General features: G+C 48.1%; 18 protein-coding genes. 7 read left to right on the top strand and 11 right to left on the bottom strand.

Annotation, left to right across the window (positions count from 1 at the left end; all coding sequences use genetic code 11):
* Positions 1 to 91: 91 nt before the first annotated feature.
* Both ychF and HP548_RS08680 read right to left on the bottom strand, forming a co-directional pair.
* Positions 92 to 1,192: a redox-regulated ATPase YchF gene (gene ychF / locus HP548_RS08675; RefSeq protein ID WP_063566964.1), complete on the bottom strand. Its 1,101-nt coding sequence runs from the start codon at positions 1,190 to 1,192 to the stop codon at positions 92 to 94.
* 192 nt (positions 1,193 to 1,384) lie between these two features.
* Positions 1,385 to 1,855 carry a GNAT family N-acetyltransferase gene (locus HP548_RS08680; RefSeq protein ID WP_175381410.1) on the bottom strand — a complete coding sequence of 157 codons (471 nt, stop codon included), beginning with the start codon at positions 1,853 to 1,855 and terminating at the stop codon, positions 1,385 to 1,387.
* Positions 1,856 to 2,214: 359 nt separating this feature from the next.
* On the opposite strand from HP548_RS08680, the gene HP548_RS08685 reads away from it, so the two are divergent.
* Complete coding sequence (locus HP548_RS08685) at positions 2,215 to 2,646, top strand: hypothetical protein (RefSeq protein ID WP_175381411.1); 432 nt, start codon at positions 2,215 to 2,217, stop codon at positions 2,644 to 2,646.
* 303 nt (positions 2,647 to 2,949) lie between these two features.
* On the opposite strand, the gene fni is transcribed toward HP548_RS08685, so the two are convergent.
* The 9 genes from fni to HP548_RS08730 form a co-directional block, all read right to left on the bottom strand.
* Positions 2,950 to 4,017, bottom strand: coding sequence for a type 2 isopentenyl-diphosphate Delta-isomerase (fni, locus tag HP548_RS08690; RefSeq protein WP_175381412.1), 1,068 nt, complete (start codon positions 4,015 to 4,017; stop codon positions 2,950 to 2,952).
* Positions 4,018 to 4,350: 333 nt separating this feature from the next.
* Positions 4,351 to 5,832: a phytoene desaturase family protein gene (locus HP548_RS08695; RefSeq protein ID WP_175381413.1), complete on the bottom strand. Its 1,482-nt coding sequence runs from the start codon at positions 5,830 to 5,832 to the stop codon at positions 4,351 to 4,353.
* Entirely contained in the window at positions 5,829 to 6,977 is a 1,149-nt protein-coding gene (locus HP548_RS08700) for a glycosyltransferase family 2 protein (RefSeq protein ID WP_175381414.1), read from the bottom strand. The genes HP548_RS08695 and HP548_RS08700 overlap by 4 nt, the downstream gene beginning before the upstream one ends.
* Before the next feature lie 2 nt (positions 6,978 to 6,979).
* Entirely contained in the window at positions 6,980 to 7,738 is a 759-nt protein-coding gene (locus HP548_RS08705) for a lysophospholipid acyltransferase family protein (RefSeq protein WP_175381415.1), read from the bottom strand.
* Complete coding sequence (locus tag HP548_RS08710; RefSeq protein WP_175381416.1) at positions 7,707 to 8,474, bottom strand: carotenoid biosynthesis protein; 768 nt, start codon at positions 8,472 to 8,474, stop codon at positions 7,707 to 7,709. Before HP548_RS08710 ends, HP548_RS08705 begins: the two co-directional genes overlap by 32 nt.
* A complete protein-coding gene (locus HP548_RS08715; RefSeq protein ID WP_175381417.1) occupies positions 8,474 to 9,346 on the bottom strand; it encodes a phytoene/squalene synthase family protein in 873 nt (290 codons plus the stop codon). Before HP548_RS08715 ends, HP548_RS08710 begins: the two co-directional genes overlap by 1 nt.
* Complete coding sequence (locus HP548_RS08720) at positions 9,343 to 10,806, bottom strand: phytoene desaturase family protein (RefSeq protein ID WP_175381418.1); 1,464 nt, start codon at positions 10,804 to 10,806, stop codon at positions 9,343 to 9,345. The genes HP548_RS08715 and HP548_RS08720 overlap by 4 nt, the downstream gene beginning before the upstream one ends.
* Positions 10,803 to 12,353: a phytoene desaturase family protein gene (locus tag HP548_RS08725; RefSeq protein WP_175381419.1), complete on the bottom strand. Its 1,551-nt coding sequence runs from the start codon at positions 12,351 to 12,353 to the stop codon at positions 10,803 to 10,805. Before HP548_RS08725 ends, HP548_RS08720 begins: the two co-directional genes overlap by 4 nt.
* A 289-nt stretch (positions 12,354 to 12,642) precedes the next feature.
* Positions 12,643 to 13,785 carry a MerR family transcriptional regulator gene (locus HP548_RS08730; protein ID WP_246317989.1) on the bottom strand — a complete coding sequence of 381 codons (1,143 nt, stop codon included), beginning with the start codon at positions 13,783 to 13,785 and terminating at the stop codon, positions 12,643 to 12,645.
* Between the two features lie 21 nt (positions 13,786 to 13,806).
* Here HP548_RS08730 and HP548_RS08735 point away from each other — a divergent pair, with 21 nt between their 5' ends.
* The 6 genes from HP548_RS08735 (at position 13,807) to HP548_RS08755 (ending at position 18,179) form a co-directional block, all read left to right on the top strand.
* Positions 13,807 to 15,285, top strand: coding sequence for a phospholipase D family protein (locus tag HP548_RS08735; RefSeq protein ID WP_076287568.1), 1,479 nt, complete (start codon positions 13,807 to 13,809; stop codon positions 15,283 to 15,285).
* 125 nt (positions 15,286 to 15,410) lie between these two features.
* The gene (locus HP548_RS08740) at positions 15,411 to 16,034 is read left to right on the top strand and encodes a TetR/AcrR family transcriptional regulator (RefSeq protein ID WP_076287567.1); all 624 of its coding nucleotides are present in this window, start codon (positions 15,411 to 15,413) and stop codon (positions 16,032 to 16,034) included.
* Entirely contained in the window at positions 16,031 to 16,372 is a 342-nt protein-coding gene (locus tag HP548_RS08745) for a DMT family transporter (protein WP_024632750.1), read from the top strand. Before HP548_RS08740 ends, HP548_RS08745 begins: the two co-directional genes overlap by 4 nt.
* Complete coding sequence (locus HP548_RS08750; RefSeq protein ID WP_099857480.1) at positions 16,372 to 16,686, top strand: DMT family transporter; 315 nt, start codon at positions 16,372 to 16,374, stop codon at positions 16,684 to 16,686. Before HP548_RS08745 ends, HP548_RS08750 begins: the two co-directional genes overlap by 1 nt.
* A 132-nt stretch (positions 16,687 to 16,818) precedes the next feature.
* Positions 16,819 to 16,950: a hypothetical protein gene (locus HP548_RS33695; protein ID WP_256716718.1), complete on the top strand. Its 132-nt coding sequence runs from the start codon at positions 16,819 to 16,821 to the stop codon at positions 16,948 to 16,950.
* 299 nt (positions 16,951 to 17,249) lie between these two features.
* A complete protein-coding gene (locus HP548_RS08755; protein ID WP_076287732.1) occupies positions 17,250 to 18,179 on the top strand; it encodes a TetR/AcrR family transcriptional regulator in 930 nt (309 codons plus the stop codon).
* Positions 18,180 to 18,192: the final 13 nt, after the last annotated feature.

The following is an 18,192-nucleotide window of genomic DNA, read 5'->3' on the forward strand; positions in this document are numbered from 1 at the left end:
CTATGTAAAAAGCCCTGCCATCTTCAAGAGAAGACGACAGAGCTGCTATACTCGTAAATTCAAGTATGTTTTCTTATCTAGATTATCGAGATTAGACGTTGAAGCGGAAGTGCATAACGTCGCCGTCGCTGACAACATACTCTTTACCTTCTAGACGAAGTTGTCCACGTTCTTTCGCACCGTTCATGGAACCAGCAGCAACCAGATCGTCGTAGGAAACAACCTCTGCCCGGATGAATCCGCGCTCGAAGTCGGTGTGAATGACACCCGCTGCGCCAGGTGCTTTTGTACCCTTACGGATTGTCCAAGCACGAACTTCTTGTACGCCTGCTGTGAAGTACGTATACAGACCCAGCAATTTGTAAGCAGCTTTGATCAACAGGTTCAGACCGGAATCCTCGATGCCGAGCTCTTCCAGGAACATTTGTTTATCTTCGCCTTCAAGCTCCGAGATCTCTTCTTCCACTTTCGCACTGATCGGCACCACTTCTGCATTTTCAGCAGCTGCGAATTCTCTTACTTTTTGCACATAAGCATTGTTCGCCACATCACCGATTTCGTCCTCAGCTACATTGGCTGCGTACAGAACAGGCTTCAGCGTAAGCAAATGCAGATCGCGTACGATCAGGCGTTCTTCGTCTGTAAGCTCCATGCTGCGTGCTGGCTTGTCTTCGTAGAGAACAGCCTTCACTTTCTCCAGTACTTCCACTTCCTGAGCAGCTGACTTGTTGCCGCCCTTCATGTTTTTCTTGGAACGATCGATTTTTTTCTCAACACTCTCGATATCAGCCAGGATCAGCTCCAGATTGATCGTTTGGATGTCGCTTACCGGATCAATTTTGCCATCGACGTGTGTGATGTTCTCGTCTACAAAGCAGCGCACCACATGTACAATCGCGTCTACTTCACGAATGTGTGCAAGGAACTTGTTACCAAGACCTTCGCCTTTGCTCGCTCCGCGAACAAGACCTGCAATATCTACGAATTCAAACGCCGTTGGTACCGTTTTTTTCGGTACAACGAGTTCTGTCAATTTGTCCAAACGCTCGTCCGGTACTTCAACGATCCCCACGTTAGGGTCAATCGTACAGAACGGATAGTTTGCCGATTCAGCACCAGCTTGTGTAATTGCGTTAAACAGTGTGGATTTACCTACGTTAGGCAAGCCCACGATTCCAGCTTTCAAAGCCATGTATATGACAACTCCTCATTGATTACTTGTTCGGTATGGATAATCCTATACATTATATATGACAAACCCCAAGGCATCAAGGAACTTCGCCAATTCGACCAGAGTACTATCCACTTCCCGAAATCCCCGGTTACTGCGGATGATTCGTTTTGCGTAGATCATACGTTTGACTTAGATTATCCGTGTTTAGGTTTACCCTTTGATTTCCTTGTACATCGTTAGATCGGTTACCTCGTACCCCATCTTGCGATACAGGCTGCTTGCCCGCACATTATGTCCAAACACATGCAGACCAATGCGATCTACGCCAAGACTCAAGGCTTCCCTTTCAAGTGCCTCCATCGTCTCTGTACCATAACCCTTGCCCCGATAGGCTTCTTCGACCACAATATCTAGCAAAAAAGCGTCTTTGCCACGGCGGTTATCCGTAACGTTAAACCAGATATAACCCACATTCCCGTCCACGGCATGTACCAGATTATAGAGGTAAGCACCCGGTGTATTCAGCCCTTCAGGCAAATATTTGTCGTAGGATGCCTCCGCAAGTCCCTGCGCCTCTTCCGCAGCCCAAGTACCCACCTCCACTTTCTCTTCTGCAAAATCTTTAATTGAGCGAATACGGAAATTAGCATATTCTTCTTGATTCATTGTGGTTAGCTTCATCAAAAGTATCCCTCCACATTCATAAATATGTATACAGTTCTGGTGATGTATTCACTACATTAGAGCCTTATCTAAATATGTTATCCTATTCAACAAAATGACGCTAATGATTTCATTTGCGACTCTAATTGTCTTGATACTTACAAACAAACGGAAATAGACCGCCCTCGGCAAAAGGAAGCGGTCTATTTTTAGGCTTTCATTCTAAATCCGGAGCCGAACGGCCCTATTATAACATCCATTTTAATGCGCAATCCACAATTCAAGCCCCTGTTCCCACGTTCATCTGCAAATTCCTATACAACTTTTAGTTACCTCCCTCTGTCTATATCTATATAAGAGAAAGGAGCAGAATACTTATGAATACGCGTCGTCCCTTTTCAAAAAGGAAAATAATCATCCTATCTACCGTGATTCTCTTCATTGGATTAGTTATTTCTATGGGTTACCAGGCGATGGACCCCTTTAGACATTTAAGGATCACAATTTATAATCAGTCCGAATATGATCTCTCTAATATTACAGCACGTGTGAGCAGCGGCGTTGACTCGTCCAATACAAACAAAGAGGGTAAGATATACACCTTAAAGAAAGGTGTACCCAGCGGTGAACAAGTGAAGTTCGCTCCACAGCTGCGACTCTCCGGTGAAGGATCCATCTATCTGGAATTTACGGATAGCCGTGGTGAAACCTATAACAAGACGGTTTGCGGTTATACCGAATACTTGTCTGGCAACTCCTATGTAACTGTAACCAACGAAACGATAACTGTGAAAGAAGAATGTATGTAGCCTTTTTTCCCTGGTTTAACAACAAAAAGAGGCTCCCCAATACGCCATGACCTGACGGGGTGCCACTTTTAACACGTTAAAGTTATCAACTTGTAACGAATCACACACGTTCTATTAGATCTTAATTGCACAGAATTGGCGGGGTAACGAACCACATACGCTTTATACCCTCATTTTGCATGTCACATCATACGGTTTGCAGGAATAGCGTGTCTAAGGTTCGTTAGTCTATTCATCCCAAGCAAATGCACATAATAAAATGCATCCAATTCGTTAGCTCAGCTCACATATAACCAAATCGAGTCAACGCCGTTCCACCAGACGTGACGTCTGCTTCAAATCCTCGATCTGTCCTGCACCAATACCAAACATCACGGTACGCAGCTCGAATTCAACCTGTTCCAGCCGCTCATTCAGCGCATCATCGGAAGCAACCGCGGATTCGAGCAGAGATCGTCCAAATCCAGCGAGATCGGCTCCGAGCGCGAGGGCTTTGGCCGCATCAACGCCTGTGTACAATCCACCGCTGCCAATCAAGGCACCCGCTGGATTTACCGCCCTGACTTCACGGATACATTCCGCTGTCGGAATACCCCAATCTGCAAAGGCTTCTGCCGCCGCACGACGAACCGGATTAGAATTTCGGAACTTCTCGACCTGCACCCAGCTTGTACCACCTGCTCCAGCCACATCGATAAAGGCCACACCTGTTTCGTACAATCGCTGTGCCGTTACTCCATCGATGCCAAAACCCACTTCTTTCACGCCAACAGGCACGTCCAATTGCTGACACAAATCCTCAATTCGATGAAGTAATCCGCTAAAATCCGTATTGCCTTCAGGCTGGAAGATTTCCTGCAAACTGTTCAAATGCAGCACCAGCATATCTGCGCCAGCAATCTCAACGGCCCGCTGAAAATCAGCAGTGTTGAAGCCGTAATTTAGCTGCACCGCTCCAAGGTTCGCGATGACCGGAATATCCGGTGCCCAGCGCCGCACATCAAAGGTCGTTGCCAGCTCGGGCTGTTCCACGGCAGCCCGAATTGAACCTACGCCGAGTGCCCAGCCTCGGGCGTTCGCCACACGGGCTAGGCGCTCATTGATGGCGCCCGTTGTCTTGCTTCCACCCGTCATCGAACTGATGAGCAGGGGTGTGCGCACCCTTTTGCCAATAAACGCAGTCTCCAGACTTACCTCTTCAAAATTCAATTCAGGTAACGGGTTATGACGAAAAGCATACCGCTCCATTCCGCTGGTTACCCCTTCTCCTGCAACATTCTCTTCAAGACAGAGGCGCACATGTTCCAGCTTCCGTTCCCCCGTAGCCACCTCGGGAAGCAGCCGTTCGCCGGCTCGCTCTTGTTCATTCATGATGAGACCTCCTTATGTGAGAATAGTGCTGATGGACAGGATAATTGCCAGTTCCGGCTAGGTTCCGTTCAGGATTTTGCCCGATACAGCAGAGAGATTCTCAAAATATTAATTCTTATTATGTAACGTACAAACGGTATGATTTGGATCTATATTATAAATAATAATCACACTCAACGCGTCAACTCTACCAGTATAACGTTTCCGGCCCGGCAATGGAAAGGGTGCCCCGAAACCCAACAATAACTTGAATTTCGAGGTCCAATTCATATTTGCTACTCAGATATTTGGAGGTTGGGTAAGTCATTCTGTTAAATGAATCTCTTCTATAACTTACGTTACGATTTCCGATGCAAGTTGCACTCCAACAAGTTGCCCGGACAATGTCACAATCGGTGTTCCGCCGCCCGGATGCGTCGTGCCACCCACGTACCACAGTCCTTGTACATCCTTGCTTTTGTTGCCGGGGCGCATGAAGGTCTGCTTCACGGAGTTGGACGAGATGCCGTAAATCGACCCTTGATGGGCAAGGGTATCCCGTTCTATATGCTGTGGCGTGTACCGGATCAGGACATCCGACTGCTTCAATCCCGTAATCCCCCGGTCGGCCAGCTTCTCCAACACCAATTCTCCATAACGATCCATCTGCTCATCCCAATGCCAGGAGTCCGACAAATACGGAGCGTTCACCAGAATGAACAGATTGCTGGCTCCCGCTGGAGCCATACCCGCTTCCGAATAACCGGAATAACAGATGTAGATCGTGGGATCGGCAGGCATTTTTCGGTCACGGAAAATATGGTCAAACTCCGGTTCATACCGTTCCGGGAAAAAGACGGTATGGTGCAGCAGGGATTCATACTGTCTCCGCACACCAGCCAGTGTCACGAACCCCGAAATCGACGGCTCATACCTGCGAATTCGCTCATCGCTCATCTGTTTGCGATATTCTGGCGCAAGCAGCAGCCGATTGACGCTGAGCACATCTCCATTTGCAACAACCTGATCAGCTTCCCGGAAGCCCTGATCCGTATCCACACCTGCCACTTTGCCATTCCTGACAACAATTTGCCGGACTTCGATGCCAGTAACGATCTGCACCCCTTTTTCCTGTGCAAGCCGTGTCATGGCTTCTATGAGTTGATAGGTTCCACCCTTGACCCCATAGATGCCCTCTTCTGCTTCCACATGACCCATCATGGCAAAGATTGAAGGCGCCTGATATGGTGATGACCCAACATAGGTAGCATACCGACCGAACATCGCAAGGGTATGAGGGTGTTGGAAATAAGAACGCAGCAGCTTATCCAGCTTCACTGTAGGTCGTACGCGCAGCAGACTGCGCAGCATTCGAAGATTATATTTATCCTTGGGCGACAACAGTAGCTTTCCAAGAAAATGACGATTAGCTTCCGCATACAGCGCAGCAGACTCATCCATAAATGCATCATAACGAGCCGCATCTTCTGCGCTGTAGGCAGCAATCTGCTCCTTCATCCTCTCTCGATTGCCCGACAAATCGACCACGGTCCCATCTGCAAAACTATTACGTGTACGTGGTTCCAGCTCATATAACTGAACGTAATCCTCCATCTCCACACCTGCGTGATCGAAGACGGAACGGAAGCTTGCGGGCATCGTGATCGTACTTGGTCCTCGGTCAAAATGATATCCATCCTGCTCAATCTGTTGCAGCTTTCCACCAACCCGCTCCTGCCGCTCCAGAATGGTGACCCGTACGCCCTGCAAAGCTAGCCGAATGGCACACGATAGACCTCCAAATCCTGCTCCGATAATAATGACGTTACCCTTCAACTGTACCGCCTACCTTTCCATACATACCCCTTGCCGGAACGACCTGCCTGCCAGGAAGCGATGCCGATCGCAATGACACATGCCATGCTAATCGGTTGCAGGAAAGCAAGCCACCAGGGTTGTCCTCCAGCGTGATCCGATACCCTTTTAACTGCCATCCCGAGTACGGTCCCCACAAGACCATAGATGATGGAAGTAGAATTCCCGGTCAACAAACCGATCATCAGACCGAGTGGAGGCACAATATACATCAGTGTATACATCAGTATCGTGCCTAACAGCAGCACATCTTTGCGCCCCATACCTTCGTACATGTTTTTCTTATAGCCGTTCCACACTTCTGCACCATTCTGGTACATTCGTGTATTTGTCACATCATGAACATCGGCCAGCATAACGGGATGTCCCGCACGCTTAACCGCCTTCGCCAGACTCATGTCATCGACCAGATCAGCCTGGATTGCAGCATGTCCACCCGAGGCCTTATAACTGGAACGGTGAATGAGCAAAAACGCCCCTGTAGCGGCTACAAACATCGGATTAGATGATCTGCGTATCATGAAAATGGGGAGATGACTGATGATGGTGAACACCATCATGGGTACAACGAGCTTTTCCATCCAGGTCTTCGTGACCTGATAGGGGAATCCCGTTACGAGGCCGCCGCCCTGCTCACACCCCGCAGCAATAGTCTGCCGGATGGCCTCAGGTCCCAAGCGAACATCGGCATCCACGAACATAAACCATTCACCCTTGGCCTCCTGCACCAGTCGGTGACAGGCATGAGATTTCCCCATCCATCCTGCGGGAAGCTCCACACCATGCAGCAGGCGTACACGTGGATCATGATCGGCAATCGACTGAACTATGGCTGCGGTCTCATCTTCGGAGCGATCATCCAGCACCAGTACTTCCATCTGGAATCCGGATGTATCGCTGGCAAGCACACTTTCCACACATCCTTGAATGTGCAGTTTCTCGTTGCGGGCAGGAATTAGCACAGATACCAGGATATCCTTGTCTTTCAATTCATCTGCGTTGAATGAACGTACTTTGGGCAGACAGGAGACGTTCCATATTGCAAACATCAACTGAACGCCCAATACACAAGTCAGTATGATCCAACCTATTTCAGATGCACTCATCGCTAACGGTTCACCCGCTTTCGTGCCGCATCGTATTTTTCACTTGTTGAACGCACATGGCGAATCAGTGGAAAAGCACCCGGCAAACTCCCCTGCCCGATGCGTACCAGCTCTGATTTATGATCATTCAACTGCTTCTCCAGCACCCTGCTCAATCTGGTCGCAATCTCTTCACTTTTCCATGCCTTCCATTCTTCTATCACAGGCGTACCCACCTGCATCGATACCTCCGGCAAATCATGCTGAACCATGCCATGACACAAAGTCACAGGTACAGCTACGGCGCGTGGGGAGCGGCGTAGCAATAAACCAATGCCTGGGCGAAACTCAATTGGCCTCGCATCCTGATGCAGAATTTCCCCTTGGGGAAAGATCCAGACCCTTTTGCCGGAGTGAAGCAGCTCGGTCGTATATTGCAAGGAGGTCCGAATGCTGGATGCATTCTCCTTGTTGATTGAATACGCGCCAAGTTTACGGAAAAAGGCATATTGTCGCAGCTGCTCTTCTTCCATCATGACATAATGATCGCCTCGGGAAGTCTGCTGCGATGCATGAAAGAGCAACAGACCATCCCACCAGGAGCTGTGGTTCATGAAATAGATGACCGGTTGATCCGGTTCCATTGGTGAACCCGTATTCGGTAACAGCGGGTCCAATGAACCTGATAGTGTAAATGAGCGAAAACGTCTCCGCAGCAAATAATAATGATTGTATAAGGAAAAAATCCGGTTAAACGGTTTTGATTTTACGGCGCAAATCATATAGCCAGCTCCCCTCAGCAAGAAGCACACCTACAATAGCAATGATGAAGCTGCCCGTAATTCCTTCTTTGAGAGCTAACAACCCAAACAAAAGAATAAACAGCTGATACAACCACTTCGCACGCAGCAATGAGTTTCGATCTGAAGGCATTGCGGGAAGAAACAAAGAGAGAAACGCTCCCATTACAAACCAGCTTATGTAATTGGTCCAGGGCACTCCGTAGAATCCACCTGGAGCTTGCCATTGCCAGAATCCTCTGGCATGCGCAACCGGGTCCAGCACCAAGTCCAGCACGATAGCCCAAAATCCGGTCTTAACCGCCCGAATCAGCTTGCCAGTCCAGGTCGATCCACCGCCACTGAGCAGAGCCGAGTTACCCACCACGGCAATCCAGGCAAAGCCTAATGTAACGGGTACACTGAACAGGTGGATTCCGAAGAAGTCCGAATACGAATATTCGCCAAAGGGCCAGTGTGTATGCACGCCGACCCATTCTACCCCCATGCCGCCCAGCCATATAATAAAGGAAACCAGCCAGAGTCCAGGTTTCATCCAAATGACTGACTGGTCGGACAACCCTGACCGTTCCCGTCCTTGATATATCAGATCCAGCACATACAGTGCATAGAAGATTAGAAACAATCCGTTGGAGAAGGACAGTACATCCGGAACACCGATCGTCAGCATCAGTACCGCTCCGATGATATACCACGCCCAGTACAGGCCCTGAACCATCAGGATACCGCCGTGCGGGAGGCATGGTAAGCCAGCATTGGATAACGTTTCACAATGGCACCCAGCATCTCCAGTTTCAGTTCATCACTGACAAATGCACGCTTCGTATACACGTCATAGTCGTTGCGCTCAACCGCATGCAGAATAGTCGAATAAAAGGCTGCTGCCAGCTCAATCGCAAATGCACTTTCGGTTGGATACGTATCCAGACGGTCCATACCGATACGGAACCAGCCCAGGGCAGCTGCTTTTAATTCATGAATAATGGCTTTAAACCTTTCATCAACAACACCGTTAGCCCAATCCTGTTCGGAATATCCATGCTTCTCCATCAACTCCAGCGGAACATAGCGGCGGAGCCTTGCCCGGTCTTCACCCACATCACGGATAATGTTGACGATCTGCATACCTTTGCCCAGCGCAATCCCGTTCATCGCAACGTCTGCACCGTTATCATCCCGCAATACAGGTAGCAACATCTCGCCCACGGTTCCGGCAACCAGATAACAATACTGCTCCAGTTCCTCCATTGATGTATAATGCGTCACTTTAAGATCGGTTAATTGACCGTCCATTTGACGAAAAAAAGGTCCCTTGTCTAGATGAGGGAAACTTGCAAACAGCCATCGTAATGCCGGCCAAATAAAGTGTCCTTCCGCTTCTTCCAACAGATTGAACAGATGGCGAATTTCATGAATCGTATAGGGCGACTGCTCCGGCTCATCCACACTGTCATCGATCATACGGCAAAAAGCATAGATCACGTACACGGCCTCGCGGCGTGGGCTGGGCAGACCTCTGAAGGCTTGATAAAAAGATGACGAGCCCTTTTGCATTAATTCCTCACACTTGTTCAAAATCGCTTCATTCATGTTTCCATCTCCTTCATGAGTTGATTCACTGCCATCCGTGCACTTTGCATCACAATAGGAACCCCGCCTCCCGGATGTACAGAAGCTCCAGCTGCATATAGTCCCCGGATTGCCGGGAACGGTTTCGGTTGCGGACGATATACACCGGATTGGAACAATACGGGTGCGATGCCAAAGCTGCCACCGCCATACAGCCCGTCACGCTCAGCGTCAGCGGGTGTACGTATTTTTTGCCACTTAATCGCTTCACGAAGTCCCGGAAATCCGCGTTGCTCCGCTTCTTCCAGTACACGCTCTGCCAGCGCCTCGCTCTCCCGAGACCAGTCGACACCATTGGCATCCGGCACCGGAATAAGGAAGTACAACACACTCTGACCTGGCGGAGCTGCCGTCTCGTCCAATGCAGCCGGATTAAATACATAAAAAGAGGACTTCGCCGGAATGCGGCGCTGGTCGAACACTTCCCGCAAACTGCCGTCCAGACTTGGAGGCAGGAAAAACTGATGCGTCGTTGCATCATCCCACGTTTTGTCTACACCCGCGTAGATCAACACACATCCCGATGAGGGACGATATGGCTTTCGTTTGCGTGAACCATCAGGCGTCTGACCAAGCAGACCCGACAGATGGGGGAAATCGCCATTGTAGATAACTGCATCCACATTTTCTGCGCCTGCGGCGGTTTCTATACCTTCGCATACACCATTTTTAATATTCAGTCCCGTCACTTCGGTGTTTAATACGATGCGACCACCACGTGATATCAGTTCCTGTTCCAGTATGGTAGGTAATGCAGCATAGCCACCTTTCACCATCCAGATGCCATATTCGTGCTCTGCATAAGGAAGCAGGGAGTAAATCCCCGGCGTACCGAAGGGAGATCCACCAATATAAAGGCTTTGCAGCGAATATGCATCCAATAGTTCCTCATGCTGAAAATAATCACCTACAGCCTTCCGTACACTCTTGTGCGCGCGTAATCGGCCCATCAAGGACATCAGAGACGGAGTGAAGAAATCCCTTTTTCGCGGAAAAGCCCGTTCCAGAAACGCAGCCCGTCCCGCAGGAAACAGCGTGTCCATATCTTTCATAAATTTCGAGAATCCCTGACTTTCTCCAGGGAAGAGACGTTCAATCTCTTCGGCCTGCTGTTCACGTGCCGTCATTTTGGTCATCACACGACCGCTGCTATAATGCACCCTGTACAATGGATCACAACGCAGCAGCTCAATCTTCGAACGATCCACCCCTGCTTCCTCCAAAATGCCAAGCAGCATCTCAGGCAGAAGTACGATGGTCGGGCCTTGATCGATCCGATAGTCCCCTTCCTGCTCATAGCCGATACGACCACCAACTCTGGAACCCCGTTCATATACGGTTACGTCCCAACCCTGTCGATTCAGAAGCAACGCTGAAGTCAGTCCGCCAATACCTGCACCTACAATGGCTGCCCGTTTCATGAATGGCCTCCTGCTTCCGCCGTTTTCACATACGAGGATGGTTTTGAGCGCTTGCGAGCGTCCTCTTCCTGGATCAGCTTCACGCTGATTCGAGCTGATTCAAAGATGGTCGGCAATCCACTGCCCGGATGTGTTCCACCACCTACCAGCCACACCCTTTTCAACTCTTCAAACTGGTTATGCGGCCGCAGGTACATCATCTGCCCAAGATTATGAGCCATATTAAATGTTGCTCCACGGTACACGTCGAGTTCATTTTGCCAATCCAGCGGTGTAAACATCATGGATTCTTCAATACGACTGCGGATGTCTGACAACTCAGGAATCGATTCCATCCGCTTCATCATCGCCTCCCGCACATTCTCCCGTTCCACCTCCCAATCGATGTCTCCGGTAAGGTTCGGCGTAGGCATGAGAACATATAATGCAGATTTTCCTTCCGGTGCGAGCGTCGGATCGAGTCTGGAAGGGTTATGAATATAGAGGGATGGATCCGCAGACAGCACTTTATGCTTCGTAATCTCGTCGACGTTCAGTCGATAGTCCTCGGGAAAATAGATGGAATGATGCGGTAAATCCACTTCACCGTCCACACCCAGATACAGCATGGCTGTGGAGCAAGAGAATTTTTTACGCTTCATTTTCTCCGGTGTATATTTCTTAAGTACGCCAGGTTCAAACAGATGGTTCACGGCATGCGCAAAGTCCGCATTAACGACGACATGATCTGCTTCAATGCGTTCGCCATTTTCAAGCAATACGCCTTCTGCACGACCATTGCGAACAATGACCTGTTTGACCGGACAGGATGTATGTATTCGTCCTCCATATTCTTCAACGACATCAGCCATAGCTTGAAATACGCGATTGACGCCGCCAATAGGGTGAAACAAACCATAGTTGTGCTCAATAAACGACAGAATCGTAAACGTACCCGGGCAATCCCATGCAGACATGCCAAGGTATTTGGATTGGAACGTGAATGCCCAGCGCAAGCGCTCATCCGTGAAATAGCGGGACAGAATGCCATAGACCGTATTGTTAATATCGAGTTTTGGCAGAGCTGTCATGGCATCTCTTCGCAAATAATCTGCCAGCTTGCCGAAAGGTCTGCGCAGCAAAGGCATAACTTTGCCAAACTTCACTTCCTCTTCCTGCATGAATCGAAGGTAATTGTCCTCGTTGCCGGGGAAAAGCTCCTTAATCTGTGCGGCTGTATCTTCACGGTTACGGGAAGGCTTAAACACCTTATCGCCAAAGTTCAGGGCATACAGCGGAGTCAGCTCTTTCATCTCCACATAGTCGGATAATTGGCGTCCCACAACATCGAACATCTCTTCAATCAGCTGAGGCATCATCAAAAACGTCGCACCCCGGTCGAACCGATATTCGCCCAACTCCAGTCTGGAAGAACGTCCCCCGATGACTGGCTGTTTCTCATATACATCTACTTCGTACCCCTGGCCGGACAATAACATCGCTGCTGCAAGTCCACCCGGACCTGCACCAATGACTGCTGCACGTTTACGTTGCTGATTCGGTATCATGCCACTCACCTTTCCTATGTTAAGAACTATCTCTAGTACTATAGTCTCTAACCTATTATTAAACCGCCCTTGAACTGTTCAAGCGGGTAAACGCAAAAACATTATACAAATGTAGTACAAATATTATACAACCTATTAAATCAAAAAATGACCCGCTGGTCAAATTCTCTATTAAGATATTTTAGAAAGCAAAAAAAACACCCTCCGCGCTCTTGCGTCAAAGGATGTCCTGTATATCTAAACCTATACATTTTATTTTAAAATACATTTTCAAAAAGACACGAATCCGTTATCTTCGCCCAGGCGAATGTTCAACAAAATACTCACGTTCCATCCATGTTTGCCAATCCGCTGAATCTCCGGGCATAATCCACTGCGGATAACGTGCGTTCTCTGCACGCTCATAGCCCTTCCCTCCAAGTACAAAGCGCATATCAGGGAACTCGTCCAAAATTCGTCCTATGAGTTGATCACACCGTTCAAGCAGTTCTGAACTGGTAATCGAAAGACAAATCAACCGAATTTTCTGCTCCCGGATAATTGGGTATATTCCTTCTTCAGGTGTGTTAGCTCCGAGATAGAGCACTTCTGCACCATTTTTACGCATAAACAGGGAGAACAACATTAAGCCAACCTGATGATGCTCCCCTTCCGGGCACAAGGCTAGAACTTTGGGCAGATGCGGATAGATCGGGAACAGATGGAAAAACTGATAAAAGCGCTGTGAAATCAATTGAGTCATAAAATGTTCTTGAGCGACCGAAGCCCTGCCCTGCTCCCACGCATCCCCAACACGAACGAGAATAGGCACCAGCACATGATAAAACATTGAATCATATCCGTACATGGTGAAGCCAAAATCAATCAAACCATTGGCCCGTTCGCCCTGAAAGTTGTATAACGAGTCGTAGATCTGATCGGCTATACGTACATATGCTTCTTCCATCGTGGGTACTGGCGGCGTAAATGACGTAGGCACTACAGCAGCTTCCTGTGAACTGGTTTTGTTCACCTTCAACATGCGTACCGCTTCCGAAATATTGGTCTGGTGCTGCTCCACTTGCTCTTTCAACCAGCGCAGATCTGCAACGTTCTCTTCCGTGTACAAGCGATAACCCGATTCCGTCCGCTCAGGGGTGACCGCACTGTACCGATTCTCCCAAGCCCGGAGCGTTACCGTCGGAATACCCAGCATGGCAGCGACTTGTTTGATGGAATACACCTTATTACCTACTTTCTTTCCTGAAATAGCTGGACTTTCATAGGTTAAACGAATCCTTATCCCGCCCTTGTCAGGTATATGCAAATCCGAACATTCCACAAAAATAATACACTCATTATACACAACGCTCATATGCATGTCGATTGAATCGATCGAATTGGTTTTGCACTGCTTCAATGTTGTCATCCGGGTGGTAATAGAAGTCAGCAAGTTCAGAAAGGGGAGTTATTGTTGTTTTCTTATTATCGCCGCCAGACATCAGGCCGCAAGTCTTCACGCGGCAAATTTCCATACATACGAACAGGTCTCGTACTACTGGTCCTATGGCTCATCGCCGTCATGCTCTACCAGACCTATAAACCTTTACCAGCCGGCGTTTCCTATGAAAGTCGTGAATACCGTGTGGATCAGGTGCAATTTCTGCATGATCTGACTTACCCCTCTGCTGACGGACAGATGGAACACGAACAGCAGATCTTCCAGCGCATGCAACAGATCGTTGAAGACGCGGAACAGTTCGTCGTCGTTGATATGTTTTTATTCAATAACTACCAGCACAAAGGTCAGAGTTTTCCACCCGTCAGCACTGAGTTCACGGAAACACTCGTCGCCAAAAAAAATCAGAACCCGGACATGGATATCTGGTTCATTACGGATGAAGTGAACACCAACTATAACTCTGCACCCAATCCACTGCTAGAGCAGATGAAACAGGCTGGAATTCATGTAGTGATCACAGATGTAGACCCTTTACGCGATTCCACTCCCGTGTACTCCGCGGTCTGGCGAACCTTCTTCCAATGGTTTGGCCAATCCGGGAAGGGATGGATTCCGAACCTGATGGCAACCGACGGACCGGATGTCACTGTGCGTTCCTACCTTAAGTTGCTCAATGTGAAAGCCAATCACCGTAAAGTGGTGGTCAGTGAAAAAACGGCCATCGTCTCTTCGGGTAATATTCATGATGCCAGTGCCTACCATTCAAACATCGCTTTTGAAATAACTGGACCGATCATCGGCGATATCCTTGAGTCGGAACAGGCTGTGCTGAATTTCTCAGGCGGGGGAAAACTTCCTTCCTATACAGCTCCTTCTACAGATCCGAATAAGGGAGATTTGCGAATTCGTTATCTAACCGAGGGCAAAGTGAATGACGCAGTACTCCATGAGATCAATCAATCGGCAAAAGGGGACACCTTGTGGATGGGCATGTTCTATATTGCTTCCCCCAAAGTATTGGACGCCCTGCTGGAAGCCTCGAAACGGGGAACCGAGATACGGCTTGTACTCGACCCGAATGAAAATGCCTTTGGTCAGGAGAAGACTGGTATTCCCAATCGCCCTGTAGCTGCTGAGTTACATGATAAATCAGATGGCAAAATCCAAATTCGCTGGTATAACACAACAAAGGAACAATATCATACCAAGATGATGTATATTGCCAAAGCTACCGGGGATCATATCGTCCTTGGAGGATCGACCAACTTCACCCCCAGAAACATGAATGATTATAATCTGGAAAATGACCTCTGGGTTGCTGCCCCACCAGACAACTCATTCACTCATGATGTCGCGAATTATTTTGACCGGATATGGAATAATGAAGATGCCGAGTTCACCCTGGACCTGGATGAATTTCAGGAGAAGACTACATTTTTGAAAGAAATCGTATATAAGCTGCAGCTGATTTTGGGTTTAACGACCTTCTAATTGAAAATGAAATCTCTAGCATAAACCCGCCTGTACACTATCGTGCAGGCGTTTTTTGTGGCTTGACAGGGAATATAAAGTGTGAAAATATAGGTTACCTAACGACCGTTAGGAAGGTGAGAATAATGACTGCACATTTGATTCGGGATGCAGCCCTGTTCCATTTTGCAAGAGATGGATATGAAGGAGCCTCCTTAAGAGCAATTGCTGACGAAGTCGGGATTAAAAAACCGTCCATATATGCACATTTTAGCGGCAAGGATGACCTGTTTTTGCAAACCCTTGCGCATGCGTTTAAGGATGTTCAGCGTCGAACGCTGGAATATTTTCGTGATCACGCCGATCTGCCACTGGAACAAAGGTTGAAGGGTTTACTGATATGGTTTGAGCAGGAGTATAACTGTAATGCCTCTGCCCGCTTTATGCTGCGTATGTGTTACTTCCCGCCGCTTTCGTTATATAGCGAAGTGATGGATCTCGTTTATCCGTTCCTGGACGGTATGGAGCGGTCACTGACACGAATGCTGCAAGGAGCGACGCGCAGGGGAGAACTACAGGCTGTTCCAGCAGAACAAGCTGCGATTACTTATATGACTTTTCTCGATGGCATCACAGTTGAGATTATTTATGGAAGTTCACGTCGATACCGAAGACGGATTGAAGCTTCCTGGCCAGTCTACTGGCATGGCATTCATCATCTGAAACAAGAGGCACAGCCCGTTGTGCCGAAAGGAGATTCATCATCATGAACCGCAACTGGTTATATGTATTTATCGGAGGACTCATTGAGATTGTATGGGTAAGTGGGCTGAAACACGCCTCCAATGTTTGGGAGTGGGCTTTGACGGCCCTAGCCATCATCCTCAGTTTTGGATTAATCATCGCTGCTTCCAAAAGATTGCCTGTGGGTACGGTATATGCCGTATTTACGGGGATTGGTACTGCAGGTACGGTACTGACTGAAATGCTGCTATTTGGTGAAGCATTCTCACTCGCCAAAGTTTTGCTAATCGGTCTTTTGCTATGTGGTGTGGTCGGACTGAAATTGGTCACGGATCAACAATCGGCAAAAGGAGGTGAAGCATAATGGCTTGGATGGCAATTGTAGGTGCAGGCATATGTGAAATTTTTGGCGTCATCGGCATTAATGGTGCTTCTTCCCGGAAGGGCTGGCCTTATATCGTGCTCATGCTTGTATCGTTCGTATTCAGCTTCTCCCTACTATCCTATGCGATGATGTCTATTCCCATGGGTACCGCGTATGCGGTGTGGACTGGAATTGGTACGGTAGGCAGTACATTAACAGGGATGTTCCTGTTCGGTGAGCGGAAGGAAGCCAAGCGGCTGCTGTTTATTGCCATGATTTTGGTGGCGGCAATCGGATTGAAACTGATTACGTAAATACCTTCATTATATTTTTTATAATATTTAATTATTAATAAAGACGACTTCGTTCAGGAAGTCGTCTTTTTGGGATATGATATAAAAGGAAACCTCCTCACACTCTGTTACGTAAGAAAGGATGTCGTGATGATGAAAAAATTGTTCGCGCGCATGGGTTCTTTTACCGGTTACTTCTTTCTGATCGCTGTCGGAGCCTTTTATTTGTTTGCTCTTGTAGCCATCATCCTTCTAGCCATTTACGTCTTTAAGGGCGGAGCCTGATATAGACTATTTTGAACTCATCCTATTCAGCTTGCTCGCCCTAACTAACCTGAGTACTCATACTTATCATACATATTGCAATGAACATTCGTCGCTCATTATATAGCCTTTATGGCGTCTACATGTTATAGGAAAAATGCTCCAATCCCCTTATATTACGCCTCTTCTTTTTCCATTTTTCTCCCATTTGAATTCCGTTGTCTTTATCGTTTATACTTGGTTTGACCCTAAAGTCAATTCAAGAACTCGTAAGTTCCGTAGGTGAGGTGGATGTATCGTTAATGAACCCTATCCATGAAATGAATGAGAAGAAAAAGCTCATTATTACCACAGCACTCAAGCTGTTCTCAGCCAAAGGTAGTGCTGCAACCTCCATGCAGGAGATTGCAGAGATATGTGGGATGTCAAAAGGAAGCCTCTACCTCATGTTCAAATCCAAAGAGGAATTAGAGGCCAGCACGATGGAATACTGCATATTCACGCTCATGGACGAAATGTCCCAGATTGAACATGAAGCTGGGCTCACTTCGAGAGAACGTCTGCACAAACAGATTGAAACACTGCTTGTCCATGTATCCGAGCTGAAGGAATTTTTACGCGTGCAAATGCGCAGCATGATGATGGATGAAGAGCAGCATCGCAAGGAAAAGTGCAAACCGAAAAACAAGGATCTGGAGATCCGTACCCTGCACTGGTTTAAGGACAAACTGGAGGATCTGTACGGACCGGAGATTGAACCCTATACCATAGACCTTATCATGCTCACGCATGGTCTGTTCCTCTCCTACGTCAAAATCTGGTTTACGGAAATGCCTTCCCTTACCGTATCCAAGATGGCAAGCAACATGCTGCAAACGATTGATTATGCAGCTCGCGGATTGCTCGATCAACGCCCCGCCCCTCTGGTTCCTTTGGAACATTGGCCAGCATGGAGCAGCGATTCAGATACAGATTCGACAATGATGCGTCACCCCATTCATATCATCAAACAAATGAAGGATATCATCACTTCTGATATGCCTCCAGGGCAATTACGCAATGACGCGCTGGAGACCATCGCCATCCTGAGACAGGAAATGATGGAATTCACACCGCGACGTGCCATTATTCTGGGCATGATGCGCAACCTGGATCACATTCCTGTCATCCAGCCATTGCACTCCGAGCTTCAGCATATTATGGATGCCATGTATAGCCGGTTTATCCAAGCTGACTCGTCACAACAATAAAGAAATATAGGGA

This window comes from Paenibacillus taichungensis (assembly GCF_013359905.1).
GTDB classification, from domain to species: domain Bacteria; phylum Bacillota; class Bacilli; order Paenibacillales; family Paenibacillaceae; genus Paenibacillus; species Paenibacillus taichungensis.

Coding starts and splice junctions, on each gene's coding strand:
- HP548_RS33695 (WP_256716718.1), top strand. CDS start 16,819: ATGAAAAAATTGTTCGCGCGCATGGGTTCTTTTACCGGTTACTTCTTT.
- HP548_RS08720 (WP_175381418.1), bottom strand. CDS start 10,806: ATGAAACGGGCAGCCATTGTAGGTGCAGGTATTGGCGGACTGACTTCA.
- HP548_RS08715 (WP_175381417.1), bottom strand. CDS start 9,346: ATGAATGAAGCGATTTTGAACAAGTGTGAGGAATTAATGCAAAAGGGC.
- HP548_RS08755 (WP_076287732.1), top strand. CDS start 17,250: ATGAATGAGAAGAAAAAGCTCATTATTACCACAGCACTCAAGCTGTTC.
- HP548_RS08745 (WP_024632750.1), top strand. CDS start 16,031: ATGAACCGCAACTGGTTATATGTATTTATCGGAGGACTCATTGAGATT.
- HP548_RS08700 (WP_175381414.1), bottom strand. CDS start 6,977: ATGAGTGCATCTGAAATAGGTTGGATCATACTGACTTGTGTATTGGGC.
- HP548_RS08710 (WP_175381416.1), bottom strand. CDS start 8,474: ATGGTTCAGGGCCTGTACTGGGCGTGGTATATCATCGGAGCGGTACTG.
- HP548_RS08740 (WP_076287567.1), top strand. CDS start 15,411: ATGACTGCACATTTGATTCGGGATGCAGCCCTGTTCCATTTTGCAAGA.
- HP548_RS08680 (WP_175381410.1), bottom strand. CDS start 1,855: ATGAAGCTAACCACAATGAATCAAGAAGAATATGCTAATTTCCGTATT.
- HP548_RS08705 (WP_175381415.1), bottom strand. CDS start 7,738: ATGATTTGCGCCGTAAAATCAAAACCGTTTAACCGGATTTTTTCCTTA.
- HP548_RS08685 (WP_175381411.1), top strand. CDS start 2,215: ATGAATACGCGTCGTCCCTTTTCAAAAAGGAAAATAATCATCCTATCT.
- fni (WP_175381412.1), bottom strand. CDS start 4,017: ATGAATGAACAAGAGCGAGCCGGCGAACGGCTGCTTCCCGAGGTGGCT.
- ychF (WP_063566964.1), bottom strand. CDS start 1,192: ATGGCTTTGAAAGCTGGAATCGTGGGCTTGCCTAACGTAGGTAAATCC.
- HP548_RS08750 (WP_099857480.1), top strand. CDS start 16,372: ATGGCTTGGATGGCAATTGTAGGTGCAGGCATATGTGAAATTTTTGGC.
- HP548_RS08725 (WP_175381419.1), bottom strand. CDS start 12,353: ATGATACCGAATCAGCAACGTAAACGTGCAGCAGTCATTGGTGCAGGT.